The organism is Micromonospora halophytica (assembly GCF_900090245.1).
Classification (GTDB): Bacteria; Actinomycetota; Actinomycetes; order Mycobacteriales; family Micromonosporaceae; genus Micromonospora; species Micromonospora halophytica.
This window is the reverse complement of the sequence record NZ_FMDN01000004.1, coordinates 1-21,186: the sequence shown is the minus strand read 5'-3', so window position 1 is coordinate 21,186 and position 21,186 is coordinate 1. Positions and strand designations below refer to the sequence as shown.

At 71.3% G+C, this 21,186-nt stretch carries 27 protein-coding genes and 1 pseudogene; 11 read left to right on the top strand and 17 right to left on the bottom strand.

What is annotated here, in order from left to right; translation table 11 throughout:
- Positions 1-38: 38 nt before the first annotated feature.
- The 4 genes from GA0070560_RS07625 to GA0070560_RS07610 form a co-directional block, all read right to left on the bottom strand.
- A complete protein-coding gene (locus GA0070560_RS07625) occupies positions 39-1,115 on the bottom strand; it encodes a LacI family DNA-binding transcriptional regulator (RefSeq protein WP_091293676.1) in 1,077 nt (358 codons plus the stop codon).
- A gap of 63 nt (positions 1,116-1,178) precedes the next feature.
- On the bottom strand, positions 1,179-2,141 hold the full coding sequence (locus tag GA0070560_RS07620; protein ID WP_091293126.1) for a carbohydrate ABC transporter permease: 963 nt from the start codon (positions 2,139-2,141) through the stop codon (positions 1,179-1,181).
- A 1-nt stretch (position 2,142) separates the two neighbouring features.
- Complete coding sequence (locus GA0070560_RS07615) at positions 2,143-3,192, bottom strand: carbohydrate ABC transporter permease (protein ID WP_091293123.1); 1,050 nt, start codon at positions 3,190-3,192, stop codon at positions 2,143-2,145.
- A 70-nt stretch (positions 3,193-3,262) separates the two neighbouring features.
- Complete coding sequence (locus tag GA0070560_RS07610) at positions 3,263-4,603, bottom strand: ABC transporter substrate-binding protein (RefSeq protein ID WP_091293121.1); 1,341 nt, start codon at positions 4,601-4,603, stop codon at positions 3,263-3,265.
- Positions 4,604-4,883: 280 nt separating this feature from the next.
- On the opposite strand from GA0070560_RS07610, the gene GA0070560_RS07605 reads away from it, so the two are divergent.
- The gene (locus tag GA0070560_RS07605; protein ID WP_091293118.1) at positions 4,884-5,663 is read left to right on the top strand and encodes a M23 family metallopeptidase; all 780 of its coding nucleotides are present in this window, start codon (positions 4,884-4,886) and stop codon (positions 5,661-5,663) included.
- Positions 5,664-5,709: 46 nt separating this feature from the next.
- Here the strand turns inward: GA0070560_RS07605 and GA0070560_RS07600 are convergent, their stop codons facing one another.
- The 5 genes and pseudogenes from GA0070560_RS07600 to GA0070560_RS07585 all read right to left on the bottom strand — a co-directional run bounded on the left by GA0070560_RS07600 (position 5,710) and on the right by GA0070560_RS07585 (position 8,188).
- The gene (locus GA0070560_RS07600) at positions 5,710-6,204 is read right to left on the bottom strand and encodes a TspO/MBR family protein (RefSeq protein ID WP_091293116.1); all 495 of its coding nucleotides are present in this window, start codon (positions 6,202-6,204) and stop codon (positions 5,710-5,712) included.
- A 142-nt stretch (positions 6,205-6,346) separates the two neighbouring features.
- A complete protein-coding gene (locus GA0070560_RS28625; RefSeq protein ID WP_167179460.1) occupies positions 6,347-6,490 on the bottom strand; it encodes a GPGG-motif small membrane protein in 144 nt (47 codons plus the stop codon).
- Positions 6,481-7,255: pseudogene (locus GA0070560_RS07595) on the bottom strand (metallophosphoesterase family protein). The gene GA0070560_RS28625 and the pseudogene GA0070560_RS07595 overlap by 10 nt, the downstream one beginning before the upstream one ends.
- A 13-nt stretch (positions 7,256-7,268) precedes the next feature.
- Positions 7,269-7,478: a hypothetical protein gene (locus tag GA0070560_RS07590; protein WP_245675435.1), complete on the bottom strand. Its 210-nt coding sequence runs from the start codon at positions 7,476-7,478 to the stop codon at positions 7,269-7,271.
- A gap of 53 nt (positions 7,479-7,531) precedes the next feature.
- Positions 7,532-8,188 (bottom strand): nucleotidyltransferase, encoded by a 657-nt coding sequence (locus tag GA0070560_RS07585; protein WP_281183817.1) that lies wholly within the window; start codon positions 8,186-8,188, stop codon positions 7,532-7,534.
- Between the two features lie 115 nt (positions 8,189-8,303).
- Between GA0070560_RS07585 and GA0070560_RS07580 the strand changes: the two genes are divergently transcribed.
- A complete protein-coding gene (locus GA0070560_RS07580) occupies positions 8,304-9,035 on the top strand; it encodes a dTMP kinase (RefSeq protein ID WP_091293105.1) in 732 nt (243 codons plus the stop codon).
- On the opposite strand, the gene GA0070560_RS07575 is transcribed toward GA0070560_RS07580, so the two are convergent.
- A complete protein-coding gene (locus GA0070560_RS07575) occupies positions 9,020-9,712 on the bottom strand; it encodes an SDR family NAD(P)-dependent oxidoreductase (RefSeq protein WP_091293103.1) in 693 nt (230 codons plus the stop codon). The two genes, GA0070560_RS07580 and GA0070560_RS07575, sit on opposite strands and share 16 nt — an antisense overlap.
- A gap of 157 nt (positions 9,713-9,869) precedes the next feature.
- On the opposite strand from GA0070560_RS07575, the gene GA0070560_RS07570 reads away from it, so the two are divergent.
- From GA0070560_RS07570 to GA0070560_RS07560, 3 genes are all read left to right on the top strand, one after another.
- A complete protein-coding gene (locus GA0070560_RS07570; protein ID WP_091293101.1) occupies positions 9,870-10,784 on the top strand; it encodes a MurR/RpiR family transcriptional regulator in 915 nt (304 codons plus the stop codon).
- Positions 10,781-11,728, top strand: coding sequence for an N-acetylmuramic acid 6-phosphate etherase (gene murQ, locus GA0070560_RS07565; RefSeq protein ID WP_091293099.1), 948 nt, complete (start codon positions 10,781-10,783; stop codon positions 11,726-11,728). The genes GA0070560_RS07570 and murQ overlap by 4 nt, the downstream gene beginning before the upstream one ends.
- A 432-nt stretch (positions 11,729-12,160) precedes the next feature.
- Entirely contained in the window at positions 12,161-13,150 is a 990-nt protein-coding gene (locus tag GA0070560_RS07560; protein ID WP_170839322.1) for a sigma-70 family RNA polymerase sigma factor, read from the top strand.
- A gap of 73 nt (positions 13,151-13,223) precedes the next feature.
- Here GA0070560_RS07560 and GA0070560_RS07555 read toward each other — a convergent pair whose 3' ends face one another.
- Positions 13,224-14,201 carry a C40 family peptidase gene (locus tag GA0070560_RS07555; protein ID WP_091293095.1) on the bottom strand — a complete coding sequence of 326 codons (978 nt, stop codon included), beginning with the start codon at positions 14,199-14,201 and terminating at the stop codon, positions 13,224-13,226.
- Between the two features lie 495 nt (positions 14,202-14,696).
- Here GA0070560_RS07555 and GA0070560_RS07550 point away from each other — a divergent pair, with 495 nt between their 5' ends.
- Positions 14,697-15,209: a DUF6232 family protein gene (locus GA0070560_RS07550; protein ID WP_091293093.1), complete on the top strand. Its 513-nt coding sequence runs from the start codon at positions 14,697-14,699 to the stop codon at positions 15,207-15,209.
- 7 nt (positions 15,210-15,216) lie between these two features.
- Here GA0070560_RS07550 and GA0070560_RS07545 read toward each other — a convergent pair whose 3' ends face one another.
- Positions 15,217-15,549 (bottom strand): DUF3817 domain-containing protein, encoded by a 333-nt coding sequence (locus GA0070560_RS07545; RefSeq protein WP_091293088.1) that lies wholly within the window; start codon positions 15,547-15,549, stop codon positions 15,217-15,219.
- A gap of 25 nt (positions 15,550-15,574) precedes the next feature.
- Complete coding sequence (locus tag GA0070560_RS07540) at positions 15,575-16,006, bottom strand: hypothetical protein (protein WP_211565786.1); 432 nt, start codon at positions 16,004-16,006, stop codon at positions 15,575-15,577.
- A gap of 118 nt (positions 16,007-16,124) precedes the next feature.
- Between GA0070560_RS07540 and GA0070560_RS07535 the strand changes: the two genes are divergently transcribed.
- The 3 genes from GA0070560_RS07535 to GA0070560_RS07525 are packed head-to-tail and all read left to right on the top strand — an operon-like array spanning position 16,125 to position 17,335.
- Entirely contained in the window at positions 16,125-16,436 is a 312-nt protein-coding gene (locus GA0070560_RS07535) for a DUF6158 family protein (protein WP_091293085.1), read from the top strand.
- Entirely contained in the window at positions 16,436-16,762 is a 327-nt protein-coding gene (locus tag GA0070560_RS07530) for an SRPBCC family protein (RefSeq protein WP_091293083.1), read from the top strand. Before GA0070560_RS07535 ends, GA0070560_RS07530 begins: the two co-directional genes overlap by 1 nt.
- Before the next feature lie 30 nt (positions 16,763-16,792).
- A complete protein-coding gene (locus tag GA0070560_RS07525) occupies positions 16,793-17,335 on the top strand; it encodes a DUF1360 domain-containing protein (RefSeq protein WP_091293081.1) in 543 nt (180 codons plus the stop codon).
- 60 nt (positions 17,336-17,395) lie between these two features.
- On the opposite strand, the gene GA0070560_RS07520 is transcribed toward GA0070560_RS07525, so the two are convergent.
- From GA0070560_RS07520 to GA0070560_RS07510, 3 genes are all read right to left on the bottom strand, one after another.
- Positions 17,396-17,599: a hypothetical protein gene (locus GA0070560_RS07520; protein ID WP_091293079.1), complete on the bottom strand. Its 204-nt coding sequence runs from the start codon at positions 17,597-17,599 to the stop codon at positions 17,396-17,398.
- A gap of 32 nt (positions 17,600-17,631) precedes the next feature.
- Complete coding sequence (locus tag GA0070560_RS07515; RefSeq protein ID WP_091293077.1) at positions 17,632-17,883, bottom strand: hypothetical protein; 252 nt, start codon at positions 17,881-17,883, stop codon at positions 17,632-17,634.
- A gap of 140 nt (positions 17,884-18,023) precedes the next feature.
- Positions 18,024-19,124: a 3-deoxy-7-phosphoheptulonate synthase gene (locus GA0070560_RS07510; RefSeq protein ID WP_091293074.1), complete on the bottom strand. Its 1,101-nt coding sequence runs from the start codon at positions 19,122-19,124 to the stop codon at positions 18,024-18,026.
- 301 nt (positions 19,125-19,425) lie between these two features.
- Between GA0070560_RS07510 and GA0070560_RS07505 the strand changes: the two genes are divergently transcribed.
- Positions 19,426-20,580 carry an alkaline phosphatase PhoX gene (locus GA0070560_RS07505; RefSeq protein WP_091293072.1) on the top strand — a complete coding sequence of 385 codons (1,155 nt, stop codon included), beginning with the start codon at positions 19,426-19,428 and terminating at the stop codon, positions 20,578-20,580.
- A 59-nt stretch (positions 20,581-20,639) separates the two neighbouring features.
- On the top strand, positions 20,640-20,855 hold the full coding sequence (locus GA0070560_RS07500) for a hypothetical protein (RefSeq protein WP_091293070.1): 216 nt from the start codon (positions 20,640-20,642) through the stop codon (positions 20,853-20,855).
- Between the two features lie 8 nt (positions 20,856-20,863).
- Here the strand turns inward: GA0070560_RS07500 and GA0070560_RS07495 are convergent.
- Positions 20,864-21,186 (bottom strand): transposase (locus tag GA0070560_RS07495; protein WP_139131454.1); only part of this gene is annotated, 323 nt, incomplete at its 5' end.

Below are 21,186 nucleotides of genomic sequence, written 5' to 3'. Positions count from 1 at the left end.
CTTCTCCCTGTGTCGAGCCGAGGGTGCGTCGAATCCGTTCAGTGTGCCCGCGGTGGCGCGGTCGAATCACGCACCACCAGTCGAGTGGGCAGGATCACCGGCTGTTGCCCCGGCGGATCGTCCGGGTGGTCGGGACCGCGCTGCTCCGGCACCTGACCGGCGTACGGGTCGGCGGTCCGGGTGCGCAGCGGGTCGAGCAGCAGCCGGACGGCGAGCCGCCCCTGCTCGGCAGCGGGCTGGGCGATGGTGCTCAGCCCCAGCACCCTGGCGAGGTCGTGGTCGTCGACGCCGATCACGCTGACATCCTGCGGCACCCGCAGCCCGGCGTCGCGCAGCGCGCTGATCGCCCCCATCGCCATCTCGTCGCAGGCCGCGAAGATCGCCGTTGGCGGCTCACCCCGGGCGAGCAGCTCGGCGGTGGCCCGGGTGCCCCCGTCGATGGTGAACTGCGACTCGACGTCCAGGCTCGGGTCGGGGTCGATGCCGGCGGCGCGCAGCGCCTCCTGATAGCCGCGGCGGCGGTCCAGGTGGGTGGTGAAGGCCAGTTCGTCGTCCGGGTCGCCGGAGATGTGCGCGATCCGGCGGTGGCCGAGGTCGAGCAGGTGCCGGGTGGCCGTTCGGGCGGCGGCCACGTCGTCGATGCGTACGCAGGGCCAGCCCGGCACGTGGCTGCCGGAGCTGATGGTGATCCCGGGCAGCTCCAGCCGGGCCAGTGCGGTCAGGTCGGCCGGCCGCAGCGGGGTGGCGACCAGCATGATCGCGTCCACCCGCTTGTGCAGGTTGGCGGTACGCAGCACCCGCTGCCGGATCTGCTCGCGCCCGCCGAGGTTGTACAGCAGCAGGTCGTACCCGGCCTGGTGGAGGTGGTCCTCGACCGTCTCGACGACGGTGCCGAAGAACCACCGGGTGATCCGGGGGACCACCACGGCCACCGTCCCGGTCCGGCCGCCGGCCAGCCGGGAGGCGCTCGGCGAGACCGCGTACTCCAGTTGCTCGGCGGCGGCGAGCACCCGGCGCCGGGTCGCGGCCGAGACCGTCGGCAGCCCGCGCAGCGCGCGGGAGACGGTGGCGGTCGAGACCCCGGCGAGCCGGGCGACGTCATCAATCCTGGTCACGATGTTCCCCCGCTCCACGACGGCGCCGTCGCCGCCCGGCACGCGGGCGGCGACGGACCGGCGTCAGCCCTTGACGCTGCCGGCGAGCAGACCCCGCACGAAGTAACGCTGCAGGGACAGGAACACGATCAGCGGTACGACGATCGAGACGAACGCACCGGCGGTGAGGCGCTGCCACTCGTTGCCCCGGGTGCCGGCCATCTCGGCCAGCCGGACGGTGAGCGGGGCGGTCTCGTCGCCGCCCCCGGCGAAGATCAGCGCGACCAGCAGGTCGTTCCAGACCCAGAGGAACTGGAAGATGCCGAAGGCCGCCAGGGCCGGGGTGATCAGCGGCAGGACGATGGTGCGGAAGATCTTGGGGTGGGTGGCCCCGTCGACCCGGGCCGCCTCCATCAGGTCCTTGGGCAGCTGCGAGATGAAGTTGTGCAGCAGGAACACCGCGAAGGGCAGCGCGAAGCAGGTGTGTGCGAACCACACCTGGGCGAACTTCTGCTCGTCCACCAGGTCCCAGGCCGGCATCAGGGTGATGCCGCCGACCGTGACCCCGGTGGAGAAGAACTTCAGCAGCGGCACCAGGGCCATCTGCAACGGCACGATCTGCATCGCGAAGATCGCGATGTAGAGCCAGTCCCGCCCCCTGAAGTTGATCCAGGCCAGCGCGTACGCGGCCAGCGAGGCGAAGGCGAGCGGGAAGAGCACCGACGGGATGGTGATCGCCAGCGAGTTGATGAAGTAGCTGGCGAGCTGGCCCGACGAGGAGGAGCTGCCGAAGAGCACCTCCTGGTAGTTCTCCAGGGTGAACTGGGGGTCGCTGAAGAACGTCCACCAGCCGGTGCTCTTGATCTGGTTCTCCGGCCGGAAGGACGAGACGAAGAGACCGAAGGTCGGGATCGTCCAGAGCAGCGCGATGACGATCGAGATCAAGGTGGCGGCACGGGTGTTCAGCCGCTTGCGGACCCGGCCCGCGGTGGTGGTCTTCCCGACGGCCTGGGTGCCGGCTCCGACGGTGGGCGTGGCGGTGGTCATCTCAGCCCTCCCGCTGCTGACGCAGGTTGCGGATCTGGTAGATCACGATCGGAATGACCAGGATGAACAGGAAGACCGCCAGGGCGGAGCCCTGCCCGTTCTCGCCGTAGCGGAACGCCTGGTTGTACATCTCGTTGGCGATCACGCTGGTGTCGTAGTTGCCGTTGGTCGCCGTGCGGACGATGTCGAAGACCTTGAGGGTGGCGATCGACAGCGTCACCACCACGACGATCAGCGCCGGCCGGATGCTCGGCATGGTGATCTGCCAGAACATCTGCCAGGGGCTGACCCCGTCCAGGCGGGCGGCTTCCACGATGTCGGCGGGAATGGCCTTGATGGCGGCGGAGAGCACCACCATCGCGAAACCGGCCTGGATCCACACCATGATCACGATGAGCAGGAACGTGTTCAGCGGTGAGTCGAGCAGCCACTGCTTCGGCTCACCGCCGAGGCTGACCACGATCTGGTTGAGCAGGCCGATCTGCTCCTGCCCGTCGCCCCGGAACGCGTAGACGAACTTCCAGATGATGCTGGCGCCGACGAACGAGATCGCCATCGGCAGGAAGATCAGCGACTTGGCGATCGCCTCGAACCGGGCCTTGTCCACCATCACGGCGTAGAGCAGGCCGAACGAGGTGGCCACCAGCGGGACCAGCAGCACCCAGGTCAGGGTGTTGATCAGGACCCGGACGATCGAGTCCTCGGAGAACATCCACCCGTAGTTGCGCAGTCCCACCCACTCGTCGCTGCCGGAGTCCATGAAGGAGAGCAGCGTGGTGCGGATCGCCGGCGCCACCAGCCCGATGGTGAGCAGCAACAGCGTCGGCAGCAGGAAGAACAGGGCGAACAGCCCTTCTCGCTGCTTCGGTCGGCGGGGCAGCGGTGCGCCGCTCGCCGCGGCGGTGACCAGTTGCGCCTCGCGGCGGCGGGCGAACCAGGACGGCACCACGTCGAGGAGCAGGAGCAGACCGCCCACCACCACGACGAAGGCGAGCAGCCCGTAGCCGAGCATGAGGAACTTGGGCTGTTCCTCCAGCCAGTCGAACTCCATCGACCCTCCTTCAAGGGTTCGGTCGTGGACCGGTGGCCCGGCCCCACAGGGGCCGGGCCACCGGCTCAGATCACTTCCAGCTGCCCTCGATGCCGTCGAGCACCGTCTTGGTGTCCTTGCCGTTGACCCACTCGGTCATGCCCTTCCAGAAGGTGCCCGCGCCGACCGCGGCCGGCATCAGGTCCGAGCCGTCGAAGCGGAAGACCGTCTTCGGGTCCTGGAGGATGCCGACGGAGAGCTTGTCGACCGGGTTCGGCACGTTGGCGATGTCGAGCTTCTTGTTCGCCGACACCCAGTCGCCGATCTTGGCGCGGCTGTTGGCGTACTCGCCGGAGGCCAGGTAGGTCTGCACCGCCTGGACCTCGGGGCGGTCGGCGAAGGCCGCGACGAACTCGCCGCCGCCCAGCACCGGCTTGCCCTTGGCCGGGTCGATGGCCGGGAAGTAGAACGCGAAGACGTCGCCGTCCTCGGCCACCTTGGTGCCCTGCGGCCACTGGTTGGCGTAGAAGGACGCCTGCCGGTGCAGGGCGCACTTGCCGGTGGTGATCGGCACGCCGGCCTCCTGGAAGGAGGTGGTGGCGACGCTCTTCACGCCGCCGAAGCCGCCGTTGACGTACTTGTCGTTCTTGAGGATGGTGCCGGCCTTGTCGACGGCCTCGGCGACCTTCGGGTCGTTGAACGGGATGCCGTGGGTGGTCCACTGGTCGTAGACCTCGGGGCCCGCCGTGCGCAGCATGACGTCCTCGATCCAGTCGGTGGCCGGCCAGCCGGTGGCCTCACCGGACTCGATGCCGGCGCACCACGGCTTGGTGCCGCTGGCCGCGATGGTGTCGCTGAGCTTGACGAGCTCGTCCCAGGTGGTCGGGACGCTCCAGCCCTTCTCCTTGAAGGTCTTCGGCGAGTACCACACGAAGGACTTGACGTTCGAGCCCAGCGGCGCGCCGTAGAACTGGCCGTTGACGGTGCTGTACTTCAGCCAGTCGGGGGAGTAGTTCGCCTCGGCCTCGGCCTTCGTCTGGGCGCCGGCCGGCTTGAGCTTGCCGGAGTCGACGAACCGCTTCAGCAGGCCCGGCTGCGGGATGAAGGCCAGGTCGGGGGCGTTGCCGCCGTCGACGCGGACACCGAGCTGGGCCTCGAACTCGCCGGAGCCCTCGTGGTCGATCTCGATGCCGGTGCAGTCCTCGAACTGCTTCCAGGACTGCGCGAGGCGGTCGGCCTCGATGTCCCGGATGGACGAGTAGATGCTGACCTTCTTGCCGTCGTTGTCGCCGTACTTCTCGTATGCGGCGCACTCCGCGGAGCCCGCGTTGCTGCTCTTCTTGTCGTTGCCGGTGCCGCAGGCGGTGGCGCCGAGCGCCAGCCCCAGCACGCCGGCGATCGCGAGAGCCTGGCGTGATCTGGCAAACGCCATGCCGTTCTCCTTCCTTGCCGGCGCGTGGAGGGATCGAACCCGCGCCGGTCCGATGGTCGTCCACACATGCAAGCGCTTGCATCTCGATTGGTCCACCCCTGTTCGGACACGGCCCGGTAACAATGCCGAAACCTCGTCACCGCCCATGGGCCCGCTCCCATCAACCGGGTCGGCGCAGGCTAGGGGGCGGTGCGGGGTGAGGATCCCTTCCCATCGATGGCGATTTCTGTCACCCTCATCTCAGGTATCGAAGAATCTCTACGCAATGAGGTGGTGTGCGATGCGCAGACGGTGGTGGAGCCTGGCGGCGGCAGCGCTGCTCTCGGTGGGCGCCCTGGTGGTCCCGGCGAGCCCGGCGATGGCGGCCCCGACCTTCAAGGTCCCCTTCCCCTGCAACCAGTCCTGGACCGGCCAGACCCGGACCAACCACAGCCCGGCGTACGCGATCGACTTCAACCGCACCGACGATCTTGGTGACCCGGTGGTGGCCAGCGCCCCCGGCACCGTCGACCGGGTGACCGACCTCGGCGGCACCAGCTACGGCAAGTACGTCCGGATCAACCACGGCGGTGGTTACACCACCTACTACGCCCACCTCAGGGGCTTCAACGTCTCGGTCGGCCAGAGCGTCGGCTACGGCAAGGTGATCGGCTGGGTGGGCAGCACCGGCGGCTCCACCGGACCGCACCTGCACTACGAGCAGCGGTACAACGGCAACGACATCCAGATCCGGTTCAACGGCGTGCTCGCGCTCTACTGGGGTTCGAAGACGTACACCAGTAACAACGGCTGCTCCGGCTCGACGACCGGCTCCGGAACCGTCAACACCTCCGGCGCGAACCTCACCGTCCGCTCCGGCCCGGGCACCGGCTACGCCGCGGTCGGCTCGGTGGCCGACGGCGCCCGGGTGACCATCTACTGCCAGACCACCGGCACCAGCGTCACCGGGACGTACGGCACCAGCAACATCTGGGACCGGATCGGCAGTGGCAGGTACATCGCCGACGCCTACGTCTACACCGGGTACGACGGCTTCATCCCGAACGTGCCGCGCTGCTGACACACGTCGGCGGTGTGGGCCGGCCCGGCCCACACCGCCGACGCCGTCAGGTGTTGAGCTGCCAGATGGAGAAGTTCAGGGCGGCGGCGAAGGTCACCCAGGCCCAGTAGGGCAGCATCAGCGCCGCGGCCGGGCGGGAGATCCGCCGGAAGAGCGCCACCGTCACGGCGATGGCCAGCCACATCAGCACGATCTCGGCGAACGCCAGGCCGTACTGCCCCGCGCCGAAGAAGAGCGGGGTCCAGATCGCGTTCAGCCCGAGCTGCGCGGTCCAGGCCCAGAGTGCCGGGCCGAAGCCGACCTTCCGCCAGGCCAGCCAGCCGGCGATCGCGATCAGCGCGTACAGGACGGTCCAGACCGGGCCGAAGAGCCACGAGGGCGGCGCCCAGTCCGGCTGCCGGAGGGTGGCGTACTCGTCGGTGGTGCCCTGCACCCCCAGCCCGCCGATCGCGGCGGCGACCGTCACGGCCGCGCCGAAGCCGAGCAGCGCCCACCAGGTGCGCGCGCCGTGAGTGCGCGAGGTGCTCCGGGTTATCTCCATGGTCGAGATGTTTCCGCCAGGGCGGCCCGACAAACCACCCCGGACAGCACAGCGCCGGGGCCGTCGGTTCCGGATCTCCAGGTCTGGGAGGACGGAGCTGCGGAACCGGCGACCCCGGCGGGTCCGGTGGTGTGAACCGGCGTCAACTGAAGATGCTGACGCCACCCGGGCCGACCAACAGGCCGACCACGATGAGGACTACGCCCCACAGGATCTGCCGGCGGAACAGCGCGAGGATGCCGGCGACCACGAGTACCACTGCGAGAATCCAGAGAATCAGCTCCATGGCTGCTGAATACCCGTCGGCACCAGCCCGGAAACCTGCTCACCCGACCAGATGATCTCCCAGGTGGAAGATGCTGTACGCCTGCTTGATGACCGGGTGGGCGACGTTGCGCACGCGTACCCCGCCCGGGGTGGTGCCCCGCTCGGTGCCGTGGTGCGCGTGCCCGTGCAGGGCCAGCGCGGTCGGTGCCGAGTCGATCGCCTGGCCCAGTTGGTACGACCCGAGGAACGGGTAGATCTCCAGCGGCTCACCGGCGAGCGTGTCGGGCACGGGGGAGTAGTGGGTGAGCGCGACCAGCAGGTCGCAGTCCAGGTCGCGCAGCGCCCGGCCGAGCGCGTCGGCGCTCTCGTTGGTGGTCCGGACGAACGCCTTCATCTCCGGCTCGCCGAAGTCGCTGGCGCAGCGGCCGGCGAAACCACCGCCGAACCCCTTCGCCCCGGCCACCCCGAGCCGGCCCCCCGCGCACTCCAGCACGATCCCGGTCCCCTCCAGCACCGTGATGCCGGCATCGGAGAGCACCTTCACCACCTGCGGCACCTGGTCGCACTGATGGTCGTGGTTGCCGAGCACGGTGATCACCGGCAGACCGAGCCCACCGAACTCCTGCGCCACGCAGCGCGCCTCGGCCTCCGTGCCGTGCCGGGTGAGGTCCCCGGCCAGCAGCAGCACGTCGGCGCTGTCGGGCAGTTCCTCCAGGGCGGGACGGAACCGGCCGACCACGTCCTCGTCCAGGTGCACGTCGCCGACGGCGGCGATCCGGATCATCCTCGGGCCCTCCTCACGGCAACTCCTCCACCTGGGTCGGCGCCTGTGTCCGGATCACCCCGATGTCGCTGGTGACCGGGACGTCCGGGAATCGCTCGGACACCCGGCGCAGGATCTCCTCCCGCCGGTGCGGGCTCTCCACCTCCCCGTAGAGGACCAGTCCGCGCTCGCGGCGCACCACGGTGATCCCCTGCTCGGCGACGTCCGGGTCCTCGGCCAGCATCCGGTGGATCTCCGCCTCGACGTACTCGTCCGGCGGGCCGGCGCCATGCTCGGTCACGATGTCTCCTTCCCTTCGGGCGTACGGGCGTACGGCACCGGGGTGCCGGCGTACGGGACCACGTCCAGCCGGTCCAGCAGCACCAGGAACGCCTCGGCGTACGGCGAGTGCTGGGTCTCCTTCCGTACCCGTTCCCAGTCGATCTGTTCCCGCAGCGACCGGGCCAGCGGCAGGCCGCGGGCGAAGTCGCAGTAGTGCTGGGAGAAGCTGAGCAGCTTGTGCACCATCAGCTGAGTGGCCGACAGCACCGGCATGTGGATGGCGTCGACCGGGCGGACCACCGTGTCGGTGAAGGTCTCCCCGGTCACCGGGGTCTCGATCGGCCGGTGGATCAGGTCGACCATCCGCCCCTCGTCGTAGACCTTGACGAGCCAGTCCTCCGGCGGACGTTCGGCGGTGAAGCCCTCGGCGGTGAGCGCCTCCAGGGACCGTTCGACGTCCTCCTCCCGGATCAGGAAGTCGACGTCGTGCTCGCTGGAGTGTCCGCCGTGCGCGTACACGGCGAAGCTGCCGCCCAGCGCGAAGGGGATCTCGTTCTGCTTGAGCACGGCGGCGACCCGCTTGAGGGTGTGCAACAGGCTCTCGTCCCCGCGCTCGGCCATCTGGTGCTCCCGTCGGTCGTGTGAAGGTGGACAGGCGGTCGGAAATGACATCGCGTACCCGGCAGGCCGCCCGCCCACACATCCCGCGAGCCGATGGGGCGGGTGGTCTGTGACAAACCGGGACAATGTGCCGGGAGGTGAGCGTGGGTCGGATAGTCTGTGGAGGGTGGCCAGATCACTGCGGGCGACCGGCGGCGGGGCCCGACTACGCCGGGTCGCCCTGATCGGCATCGACGGCTCGGGCAAGACCACCCAGGCGCACCGGCTCGCCGACGCCCTCACCGAGGCCGGTCGACCGGCCACCTACCACCGCAACGCCGGCGGCCGGCGCTGGCTGGGCCGGCTCGCCAACCGGCTGGGCCGCCCCGACGCGCAGCGCCTGGTCGGGCGCAACGGCGTGCTCGCCGTGGAGTCCGTGCTGCGGTGGCTGGCCATCGCGGCCGCGCTGCTGAGTTGTCTGGTGACCGGGCGGGTGGCGGTGATGGACCGCTACGCCGCCTGCCAGTACGCCAGCATCCGGGCGCACGGCGGGCAGCGCTGGGAGCGACTGGCCCGGGCCGGCTACCGGATCTTCCCGCGCCCGCAGGTCACCTTCCTGCTGACCGTCGACCCGGCGGAGGCGTACCGGCGGATCGAGCGCCGGGGCACGGACCACGAGACGATGGAGTGGCTGGCCGCCGCCGACACGGCGTACCGGACGCTGCCCGAGTACGCCGGCTTCGTGGTGGTGGACGCCTCGGGGGCGCCGGACGAGGTGTCCCGGCGGATCCTGGCCCACCTCTGCGAGTGGCTGCCGTCCGGCACCGCCGTGCCGCCCGCCCCGACACCGCCGGAGCGGCCGGCGTCGCCGGCCGTCGAGCCGCCCCGGGAGCCGGTGGTGGCTCAGGCCCGGCCGTAGACCGGGACGGCCGCGCCGCTGGTCGGGGCGGACTCGTCGGAGGCGAGGAAGCGGATCACCGGGGCGATCTCGGCCGGGCTGACCCAGCGGCGGTGGTCGGCGCCCGGCTGGGCGGCCCGGTTGGCGGGGGTGTCGATCACGCTCGGCAGCACCGTGTTGCAGCGCACCCCGGATCCCTTGTACTCGACCGCGACCGCGTTGGCGAAGGCGAGCACCGCCGCCTTGGCGGTCGCGTACCCGGCAGCGCCGGGGAAGGGAGCGAGCGCGGCCCGGGCCGAGACGCAGACGATCGCGCCGCCGCCGGCCGTCATCAGGTGCGGCAGGGCCGCCTGGGTGACCAGGTAGGTGGGGCGCAGGTTGATCGCCAGCATCCGCTCGAACTCCTCGACCGGGGTCTCGTGCACCCGGCCGCCGCTGGCGTACCCGCCGACCAGGTTGACCACCGCGCGCAGCGGCGCGGCCGGGTCGCCGGCGGCGACCTCGACCGCCCGGGCCACCGCCACCGGGTCGAGCAGGTCCGCGGTCGGCCGGACCACGCCGTTTCCCGCCGGTGCCGCCGGCGGCCCGCTCTCCCGCTGCGGTACGACCACCCGCCAGCCCGCCTGGGTGAAGGCGGCGGTCACCGCCCCGCCGAGCCCGCCCGTTCCTCCGGTGACCAGCACACTGCGATCCGCCATGGGGCACACCGTAACCCGGTCGATCAGAGCGCCGCGGCTGAGGCGCGTCATGCTGCGACGACGGTCGGTGCCGGGTCCCGGCCCCGGAGGGGGATACTTCTGTCGGATACGTGCGGTGATGGTTGACGGTCGCGGCTCGTGAAAGTAAGTTTCATCCGTGGCGAAGAGTCCGAAGATTTCTGCGAGTCACGAGCCCGGTGGCCTGATCGTCCACATCAGTGGCCTGCTTCCCTCGCTGTCCCCAGCCGAGCAGCGGGTGGCCCGGCTGGTCGTGTCCGACCCGGCCGACGCCGCACGGCGGACCATCACCGATCTCGCCACCGCAGCCGAGACCTCCGAGGCCACCGTCATCCGGTTCTGCCGGTCGGTGGGCATGGACGGCTACCCACAGTTGCGGATCCGGCTCGCCGCGGAGGCCGCCCGCCGGGTCGAGCCGCCGGACGCCCGGGTGGTCGGCGGCGACATCCCGCCCGGGGCCGACCTGGCGCAGATCATCGCCACCATCGCGTTCAACGACGCGCGGGCCGTGGAGGAGACCGCCGAGCAGCTCGACCCGGCGGTCTGCGAGCGGGTGGTGGACGCCATCGTCGCGGCCGGCCGCATCGAGGTCTACGGCGCCGGGGCCAGCGGCTTCGTCGCCTCCGACTTCCAGCAGAAGCTGCACCGCATCGGCCGCACCGCCTTCTACTTCCCGGACGTGCACACCGCGCTGACCTCCGCCGCCCTGCTCGGCAAGGGCGACGTCGCGGTCGGCATCTCGCACACCGGCACCACCTCCGACGTCATCGAGGTGCTCGAACAGGCCCGGGCCCGGGGCGCCTCCACGGTGGCGTTGACCAATTCCCCCCGCTCGCCGATCACCGAGGTGGCCGACTTCGTACTCACCACCGCGGCTCGCGAGACGACCTACCGCTCGGGTGCGATGGCCAGCCGCCTCGCCCAGCTGACCGTGGTCGACGTCCTCTTCGTCGGGGTGGCCGCCCGCAACCGGGCGCGGGCCCGCAAGGCCCTGGAGGCGACCGCCGAAGCGGTCCAGTCGCATCGGGTCGGTTCCGGGCGGAGGCGGGCATGACGGCCGGTCGGGTGGAGCCCGACGAGGTCGCGGTGGCCCGGCCGGTGGTCCGGGTGGGCGCCCCCACCGAGCGGCGCAACCCGCACAGCGTCGACCTCGACCTGATGTCGACCCGGGACGTGCTCACCGTCATCAACGAGGCCGACCGTCGGGTGCCGGACGCGGTCGCGGCGGTGCTCGACGAGATCGCCGCGACGGTCGATCTCGCGGTGGCCGCACTGCGCGGCGGGCACCGGGTGCACTACTTCGGCGCCGGCACGTCCGGCCGGCTCGGGGTGCTCGACGCCGCCGAGCTGGCCCCGACGTTCAACTCCCCGCGGGGCTGGTTCTGTGCCCACCTGGCCGGCGGCCCGGACGCCATGTGGCGCGCCGTCGAGGACGCCGAGGACGACGACCACGGTGGGGCCGCCGAGGCGGCCGAGTGCGTACGCGCCGGTGACCTGGTGGTCGGCCTGGCGGCCAGCGGACGCACCCCGTACGTGCTCGGGGCGCTCGCCGCCGCCCGGGCGCAGGGTGCCTCGACCGTGCTGCTCTGCGCCAACCCGGAGGCGTCCGCCGCCGCTGCGGTCGACGTGTTCATCGGGGTGGACACCGGCCCGGAGGTGGTCACCGGTTCGACCCGGATGAAGGCGGGCACCGCGCAGAAGCTGGTGTTGAACACCTTCTCCACGGCCGTGATGGTGCGCCTCGGTCGGGTCTACTCCAACTTGATGATCGACATGGTGGCCACCAACGCCAAGCTCCGGGGTCGGATGATCTCGATCCTGATGGAGGCCACCGGCTGCTCCGAGGAGATCTCCCGCCGGGCGCTGCACGAGGCCGACGGCGACCTGAAGACCGCCCTGGTCTCGCTCGTCTCCGGTGCGGAGGTGCCCGCCGCGCGGGCCGCGCTGGCCCGGTGCGCGCACCAGGTACGCGGCGCGCTCGCCCTGCTCGCCTCCTGAGCCGGCCCGGCACCCGCGGGTGACGCGGAACACGCCGTGGACGGGACGTCCACCAGCGGACGGATTGTTGTCCAGGGCGTGGGGTAATCCATCTTTCGTGGATGAACCGACCGGTCCACCGGCGCGTATCTGGCAGTGACCAGGATCGCAGCCAGGCGGTGACGGTGGTCGCTGCGTCATCAGGCGTCGCAATGGTGCGATGTGTGCTGGCGGAGGGCCATCTTTCCTGATCCGCCGACCTTTTCGAGATGCGGGCCAGTGAGCCCGAACGGGCGCTGACAGCAAACGTGGACCGAGCTTTCAGCTGATACTCAGGCATTCGTGACACTTTCGACTCACGACATGGAATCCCCGACACGTCTCATCTGTTGTGTAGGTGTCAGCACCGACGGGCACGGCGGAGGTTGCGGGGGAGGGCTGATGGACGTGGGGATGGCAAGGAACCGGGCAACCGGCGCGAGCGAGGGGACCGTGGGCAACGTGGACAAGAACATCGGCATGCGTACCGACGAGGTTGCCGAGGAGCGCGACCTGGTCGGTGTCTACCTTCACGAGATCTCCCGGACGCCGCTGCTGGACGCCGCCAGGGAGGTCGATCTCTCCAAGGCCATCGAGGCCGGCCTCTACGCCGAGCACCTGCTCGGCGAGGACCGCGTTCCCGCCGGCGTCGACCGGGAGGACCTGGAGCGTCTCGTCGTCGACGGTGAGCGGGCCAAGGACCTCTTCATCCGGGCCAACCTGCGGCTGGTCGTCTCCATCGCCCGCCGCTACGTGCGGTCCGGGATGCCCATGCTGGACCTGATCCAGGAGGGCAACACCGGCCTGGTCCGGGCGGTCGAGAAGTTCGACTACGAGCGCGGCTACAAGTTCTCCACCTACGCCACCTGGTGGATCCGTCAGGCGATCAGCCGGGCGATCGCCCAGCAGGAGCGTACGGTGCGCCTGCCCGTGCACCTGGTCGAGGACGTCAACCGGATGCGCAACGTGGCCCGGCAGCTCACCCGTGAGCTGGGCAGCGACCCGGAGCCGGAGCAGATCGCGGCGGCCCTCGGCGTCACCGTCGAGCGGGTCAGGGAGTTGGTCCGCTGGTCGCAGGACACCGTGTCGCTGGACACCCCGGTGGGCGACGACGGCGACACCAACCTCGGTGACCTGGTCGCCGACAGTGACGCCCCGTCGCCGGAGGAGATCGTCCTCACCGGGCTGGAGCGGCAGCGCATCGAGGGCCTGCTCAACCACCTCGACGACCGGTCCGCCGGCATCATGCGGGCCCGGTACGGCCTGGAGGACGGGCGGGAGCATTCGCTGACCGAGGTCGCGTCGCGCTTCTCGCTCTCCCGGGAGCGGATCCGCCAGCTGGAGATCCAGGCCCTCGGCCGGCTCCGTGAGCTGGCCCGGGCGGAAGGGCTGCAGGCCGCCTGACCTGGTAACAATTGACGGCGAACGGCCGGCGTCCGATAGGGGGACGCCGGCCGTTCGCTGTTTTTCGTCGGTGCTACCGGACGCGGCCGTAGCCCTGGATGGGCATGATGTCCATGTCCCGCTTGAGCACGTTGCGACCCGCGCTGGGCGCGTCGATGATCTGCCCGCCGCCGACGTACATGCCCATGTGCCCGAGGCCGCTGTAGAAGACCAGGTCACCTGGTCGAAGTTCGCTGCGGCTGATGTGCGCCACCACACCCCACTGCATCCGGGTGTTGTGCGGCAGGGACTTGCCCGCCGCCCGCCAGGCGGCGGAGGTCAGGCCCGAGCAGTCGTACCCGTCGGGGCCGTCGCCGCCCCAGACGTACGGCTTGCCGACCGCCCCGTACGCGTAGCGCACCGCGATGCCGGCCTTGCCGGAGACGGCCGGCGCGTCGTCCCGGCCCGAGGTGGCCGGTCGTGGCGCAGGCGCCTCGGTGGCCCGGCCGTACGCCTGCCGGCGCAGCTCGTAGAGCTTGGCCAGGTCCCGCTCGATCGTGCGCTTCGTGCCCGCCATGGCCTTCGCCTGCGCGGCCTCCCGGGCCAGCGTCGCGTCCAGCCGGGCCTTCTGGTCGAGCAGCCGGCGCTGGCTGTCGGTGAAGCCGGCGATCCGCTCCTGGCGCTGCCGGGTGAGATGGTCGAGCGTGGTCAGCCGGTCCATCAGCGATCCGGAGCCGCCCGGCTCGAGCAGGGCCTGGGCGGTACGCAGGCCCCCGGTCTTGTACGCGGTCGCGGCCATCTCGCCGACCTCGGAGCGGCTCTGCGCGGTCTGCGCCTCCAGCGGGCCGATCCGGGCGTGCAGCCGGGACACGGCCGCCTTGTTGGCCTTGATCTCCTCGTTGAGCCTGTTGTACGACTCGACGACCCGTTCCAGCTCGGTCGAGGACCTCTCGATCCGTGCGGTCAGCTCGGCGACGGACGGCTCGGCCCGAGCCACCGCCGACGGGGCGATCAGCGCGGCCGTGAAGCCGGCGACCGTGAGCGTTCGCACCAGCATCCGTAAGGACGACAAGAGCGGAATGCTCCTCTCCACCGGTCACCGCAGGGTGCCACGCCTGACGGCGACACCGACCTGGGGCCATCCGGACGGATGGCGGCCGACCGGGCCGGCCCGCTCAACCTAACCCGGGACGGTTGCCACCCGCAGGTGAAGCAGGTGCGAAAGTTGGCAAAGAGGCAGGAAAGGCAGTGTGGGGCGTGACATCAGGTGACGCCGTTGTGACCACCGGGCCTGGCGTTTTCTGAGCTTTCACACCTTTAGGCGGGTTGCCGGTGATTCGTCCTTCCGGGCGGATGACGTGCCTCGACGCGGTGCCAACCACCCGACAAAACCGAAATGGCCGGCAGATCCCGGCGCTGCTGTGGTCGTGGACCGGACCGGCAGGGTGGATTTCGCCGAGCGCCACTTGCCGGGCGGCAACAGAATGGAGCCTCGAGGCCGGGAATCCCGCCGTACGCAGGCGCGTGGCGTGGGAGCACCGGCGCCGCCGGCCCGTGGGAGGACGCCGTGCAGGCACACCGATCCGCCACCCGCCCGCCCCGCTCGTCGCGGCGGACCACACTCCTCTACGCCCGCCCCGGCATCGTGGTGACCACGGAGCGGTTCACCGTCGGCCGGAACACCTTCGCGGTCGCCGACCTCACCCACCTGCGCACCTGCCGGGGCCCGCACGACCGCCTCGCCGTCCGCGCCGTCGCGGTCACCACCACGTTGATCACCACCGTGGGCGTCCTGCTCGGCTTCACCGGCGGGTTGCAGCGCCTCACCGCCGGGGCGTACCTGACCCTGGGGCTGGTCTGGATGCTGCCGGTGCTGCTGGTGCTCGCCGGGGACCGCTGGCGGCCGCCCGCGTACGAGCTGTGGGGGCACTGCCAGGGCGTTGAGGTGCTGCTGTTCAGCAGCGACGACGAGGGGCAGTTCGACCAGGTCGTCGCGGCGCTGAGGAGGGCCCGCGCGGGACACCGCTACGCCGACGCCGAGCAGGCCCCCACGACGGGCCACTGGCGGCCGGAGCGCTGAGCGGGGCTCAGCCGGCGGCGACCGGCTCCGGGATCTGCTCGCCGAGCCGGGCCGCGAGCTCCCGGGTGACCTTGCGCTCGGCCACGAACGACACGAACGGGACCGTGCCCGCGAGCATCACCAGCAGCATCCGCTTCAGCGGCCAGTTCACCCGGCGGCCCAGGTCGAAGGTGGCGGCCAGGTAGAGCATGTAGAGCCAACCGTGCGCGGTGCCGACGACCTCCACCACGATCGGCTCGTCGGCCGCGTACTTCAACGGCATGCCGATCAGCACCAGCACGACCAGCGCCACGCCCACGATCCAGGCGATCACGCGGTACCGGGTAAGGGCTCCGCCCACCGTCGTCCGTCCTTCCGCACCGGCCTCAGCCGGGATAGTCACCGGGCTTCGCGCCCGGGTTGGCGTTCAACCATGTCAGGTAGCGGTTGTACTCGGCCAGGTCGGCGTCCTCCGGCCCGCCACCCGTCGCCGGCACCCGGGTCACCCGCACCGGGCGGCGTACCGCCGGGGTGGACCTGGGCGACGCGGCGTCACCGGGCGTGACCGGCTCGCCCGGCGCGGCGGCCGCCCCCGACGCGAGGGTGGACCGGCCGCGCAGCGTGTGCCGGAGCTCACGCCACCAGACGAAGACCACGAAGCCGGCGAAGATCGGCCACTGGACCGCGTACGCCCAGCTGAGCGTGTTTCCCGAGGCGGCGCGGCTGATCTGCCACCAGCCCAGCGCCAGGAACCCGACGACCAGCACGACCATGGCCACGTGGCGGACGATCCACGCCGGTGTCCAGAGCCGCTTCATGGCGTCGAGCGTACCGGGACGACCCGCCGTCTCCGACGCGGTGTCGTAGGTGGGTTTGGTGACAACCGGTGTGGGCATCCGTCTAGTCGCCAGCCCAAACGAGCCCAGGGGGGGCGACATGACCGAATCAGTACGCCAGACCGGAGCCAGCCCGGAACAGCGGATGACCGAGTGGGAAGGCGACCACGTCGCCTCCGGCGCGGCCGGTGACCTCGACGGCGAGCTGCTCGGGGTGGACCCGGCGGAGCTGGGCGACGAGGACCTGATCCGGGAGCTGCAGAGCCTGCACCGCACCCGGCTGGACACCCTGCGGCACGCCTCGGACTCCGCGCTCGCCAACCACCTGCGCCGCACCGCCGAGTTGGAGACCGAGTACCTGGCCCGCAACCCGGGCCGCGAGATCGACCCGAGCCGGTTGCGGGACGCCTGATGGACACGCACGCCGAGCGGGGCATGTCCGCCCCACCCGAGGTGGTCTTCAGCACGGCGACCGACCCCGACCGGGTGTCCGCCTGGTTGCCGGAGCCGCTGCGGGCCGACGGCGGGGAACGCCCGCAGACCAGCGCCGAGCAGCTCCGGGCCCGGTGGAGCAGCGACTCCGCGCCCGGCTGGTCCGCCGAGATCCAGGTGGAGCCCGCCGACGCCGGCGGTTCCCGGGTCCGGCTCGACCTGACCGGGGACGGGGCCGACGGCCTGGCCGACGAGACCCTGGCCAACCTCGCCCGCGAGGTGGCCGACAACCTGACCGCCGGATGAGCGGACCCTGACCAGCACGAGGAGGCAGGCTTGACCGGGACTGGCTTGAAGCAGAGGGTGGCGCGGCTGCGCCGCGCGTACGCGCCGAACGAGTACCGACCGCTGGACGGCTACCTCAAGGCGATGGGCACCTACGCGACCGTCGCCGCGTCCCTGGCCGGTCTGGTGAAGGTGACCGGTCGACCGGTGCCGGAGCGGCCCGCCCCCACCGACGTGGTGCTGCTCGGCATCGCCACGCACAAGCTGAGCCGGCTGCTCGCCAAGGACGCGGTGACCAGCCCGCTACGAGCGCCGTTCACCCGCTACGACCACCCGATCGGCAGCGGCGAGGTGATGGAGCAGGTCCGCGACTCCGGCAGCCCGACCAGGCACGCCATCGGCGAGCTGCTGAGCTGCCCGTTCTGCCTCGCGGTCTGGGTCGCCACCGGCATGACCGCCGGCCTGGTGCTGGCGCCCCGGCTCACCCGTCTGGTCGCCACCGCGCTGACCGCGGTGGCCGCGTCCGACTTCCTCCAGATGGGGTACGCGGTCGCCCATCAGGCCGCCGAGGGTGGGCACCACGACCAGAAGTGACCCGTACGGGACGAGCGAGGGGGCCGGCAGCGCTGCCGGCCCCCTCGCGGTGGCTCCTCGTCAGGTCGGCATGCTGCCGCCGTTCTCGCCGGCCCAGCCGCGCGACGTCTCCGGCTCCGGCTCGTCCTCGCCGGTGATGATGTCGCGGTCGACCGCCGTGCGGTCGTGCTCGTTGGCGAAGTCCGGCTCGGGAAGGGTGTCCGTCCCCTCCGGCGGCTGGCCGAGCGCCGGCCTCTTCTCGTGGCGCTCCTCGTGGTCGGACATGTGGTCTCCTCTCGCCGGGGACTGCCGGGGGATCAGCTGACCGATCCGCCGAGCAGGTCCGCCACCTCGTCCACCGCGTACTCACCCTGCGGCAGCGCGGCGATCCGGGTGAGCAGTTGCGCGGGCAGTTCCGCCGCGACGGCCCGGCGGTAGATGTCCACCTGGCTGATCCGCTCCTGGCCGTGGTAGAGGTCCTCCAACAGGTCGTCGAGGCGTCGGATGTCGGGCTCGTCGACGGCCGCGTCGGTGGTGGGCGCGTCGGTCACGGGAACGTCGTCGGTCACGCCGGCACACCTACCCGCCCCCAAACCCCCCAAACCCACCCCACCCGCCCACCCTGCTGTTCCCCGCGTCGATCATGAAGTTGGCGGCGGTGTCGATCTCCGTCGCTGCCACCAACCTCATGATCGACAGGGTGGGGAAGTCAGGCGGGGGTGGGGAGGGCGGCGCGGCGGGTGCGCACGGCGGAGGCCAGGTGGTCGAGGACCTCGGCGGTGGTGTCCCAGCCGATGCAGGCGTCGGTGACCGAGCGGCCGTAGGTCAGTTCGCGGGTCGGGTCCAGGTCCTGGCGGCCGTCGAGCAGGAAGCTCTCCAGCATGATGCCGACGATGCCGCGCTGGCCGGCGGCGAGCTGCGCCGCCACGTCCGCGGCCACCTTCGGCTGGTTGCGGTGGTCCTTGCCGCTGTTGGCGTGGCTGGCGTCCACCACCACCCGCTCCGGCAGACCGGCCTTGCGCAGCAGGTCCAGCGCGCCGGACACCGACTCGGCGTCGTAGTTGGGTCGACCACCGCCGCCGCGCAGCACCAGGTGACCGTCGGCGTTGCCGCGGGTGTGCATGATCGCCGGGGTGCCGGAGACGTCGATGCCCGGGAAGACGTGCGGCACGCCGGCCGCCCGGATCGCGTCCACCGCCGTCGAGATGCTCCCGTCCGGGCGGTTCTTCATGCCGATCGGCATCGACAGGCCGGAGGCGAGCTGGCGGTGCACCTGGCTCTCCACCGTCCGGGCGCCGATCGCGCCCCAGGCCACCGTGTCGGCGATGTACTGCGGGGTGATCGGGTCGAGGAACTCGCAGCCGACCGGCAGGCCGAGGCGCAGCACGTCGAGCAGAAGCGCCCGGGCGGTGCGCAGCCCCCGGTTGACGTCGCCGGAGCCGTCCAGCGCCGGGTCGTTGATCAGGCCCTTCCAGCCCACCGTCGAGCGCGGCTTCTCGAAGTAGACCCGCATCACCACCAGCAGGTCCTCGGCGTGCCGGTCGGCGGCCACCCGCAGCCGGCGGGCGTAGTCCAGGGCGGCAGCCGGGTCGTGCACCGAGCAGGGGCCGACCACCACCAGCAGGCGGTCGTCGGCATGGTCCAGCACCCGGCCCACCGCGCGTCGGCCGGCCAGCACGGCCGAGGTGAGCGGGGCGCCCAGGGGCAGCTCGTGCAGGAGCAGGGCGGGGGTGGTCAACGGCACGACACGGTCGATCCGCTGGTCGATGACCGCGCCGGTCTCGGTCTCCGGGGTCGTCACGGTGGGCATCCTTCCGCCGACCGTGCCCCGGGGCCGGTACCCGGGTCGAGCCGGCTGCTCGTACGCAAAAGGGCAGGAACTTCAGCTCCTGCCCGGCCGGCTCGAACTCAGGTGACGTCAGCTCATGGTGAGGTCACCGGCGTCGGAGCCGGCTGCCTAAACCATCGATACGAGCGCGTCACGCCGACAGCGTACCCGACCGGTCGGGTAAGGCTCACCGGGTCGCCCGCCAAGTCTCGCCTTAAGTTCACCCATATCGATGCCACTGGCGGTAACCTCCTCGACACCTACAGCATTCCGGGAGGTCTCGATGGACCGTCGTACCGTCCTGCGCGCCACCGTCGCCGGTGGTGCCGCCGCGTTCGCCGGCAGCCTCTGGTCCGGCGCGGCGTCGGCCGCCCCGGCCCAGCCCGGGGTCGGCCCGTACGGGCCGCTCGGCGCCGCCGACGCCAACGGGATCCAGCTTCCCGCCGGCTTCGCCAGCCGGGTGATCGCCCGCTCCCGGCAGGTCGTGCCCGGCACCTCGTACGCCTGGCACGACGCGCCCGACGGGGGCGCCTGCTTCACCGCCGGCACCGGCTGGATCTACGTCTCCAACTCGGAGATCTCCCGCACCGGCGGGGCCTCGGCGGTCCGCTTCCACGCCGACGGGACGATCGCCTCGGCGTACCGGATCCTGTCGAACACCAACCGCAACTGTGCCGGCGGCGCCACCCCGTGGGGGACCTGGCTCTCCTGCGAGGAGGTGAGCCGGGGCTACGTCTACGAGACGTACCCGCAGGGCGGGACGACCGCCGTGCGTCGCCCGGCGATGGGACGCTTCAACCACGAGGCGGCGGCGGCCGACCCGGACCGCAAGGTGATCTACCTGACCGAGGACGAGAGCAACGGCTGCTTCTACCGGTTCCGGCCGACCGTCTGGGGCGACCTGTCCAGCGGCACCCTGGAGGTGCTGGTCGCCGGCACCGCGACCAGCGGCCCGGTGACCTGGGCCCGGGTCCCCGACCCGGACGGCTACCCCACCCTGACCCGGCAGCAGGTCTCCGGGGCGAAGAGGTTCAACGGCGGCGAGGGCTGCTGGTACGCCGACGGCACCTGCTGGTTCACCACCAAGGGCGACAACCGGGTGTGGGCGTACGACGCGGTCACCCAGCGCATCGACCTGGCGTACGACGATTCGCTGGTGACCGGCGGCAACGCCCCGCTCACCGGCGTGGACAACATCACCGGCTCGGCCCGGGGTGACCTGTACGTCGCCGAGGACGGCGGCAACATGGAAATCAACATGATCACGCCGGACGGGGTCGTGACGCCGTTCCTGCGGATCAACGGCCAGTCGTCGTCCGAGATCTGCGGCCCGGCGTTCGCCCCGGACGGCAGCCGGTTCTACTTCTCGTCGCAGCGCGGCACCTCCGGCTCGTCGTCCGGCGGGATCACCTACGAGGTGCGCGGCCCGTTCCGCTGACCGGTGGGCGGCCGGGATCTTGCGGAGTGCCGGCGGGGCGGGCGGGGTAACACACCCGCATGACCCACGAGCAGAGCGACCAGGAGCGGGTCGAGTCCCGTGCCCACCTGCTGCCCGAGGAGGCGGCGGTCGGCAGCGACGACCCGCAGTCCCAGGCCGAGGCGATCCTCACCGAGTCGGACATCCGGGAGGAGGACCGCAACGCCGCCCCGGACACGGTGCTGGAGCACCGCACCTCCGACGAGACCGCGACCCCGGTCGAACCCCCCGACTAGGCCGCGTTTCATAAGCGGGGTAGCCACTCGTTGATCATGGAGATGTGCACGGTGGCTTCATAGCGGACAGCGAGTTTGTCGTAGCGGGTCGCCAGGGCGCGGTTGCGTTTGAGCCGGTTGATGCCGCATTCCACGGCGTGACGCTGCTTGTAGGCGACGGGGTCGAACGTGGGTGGTCGGCCGCCCTTCGACCCCTTCTTGCGCCGGTTGGCGGCCTGGTCGGCCTTGATCGGGATGGTGGCCTTGATACCGCGCCGACGCACGTGGTCACGGTTGGCCTTCGAGCTGTACGCCTTGTCAGCCAGGACCCGATCGGGTCGGGTGCGGGGCC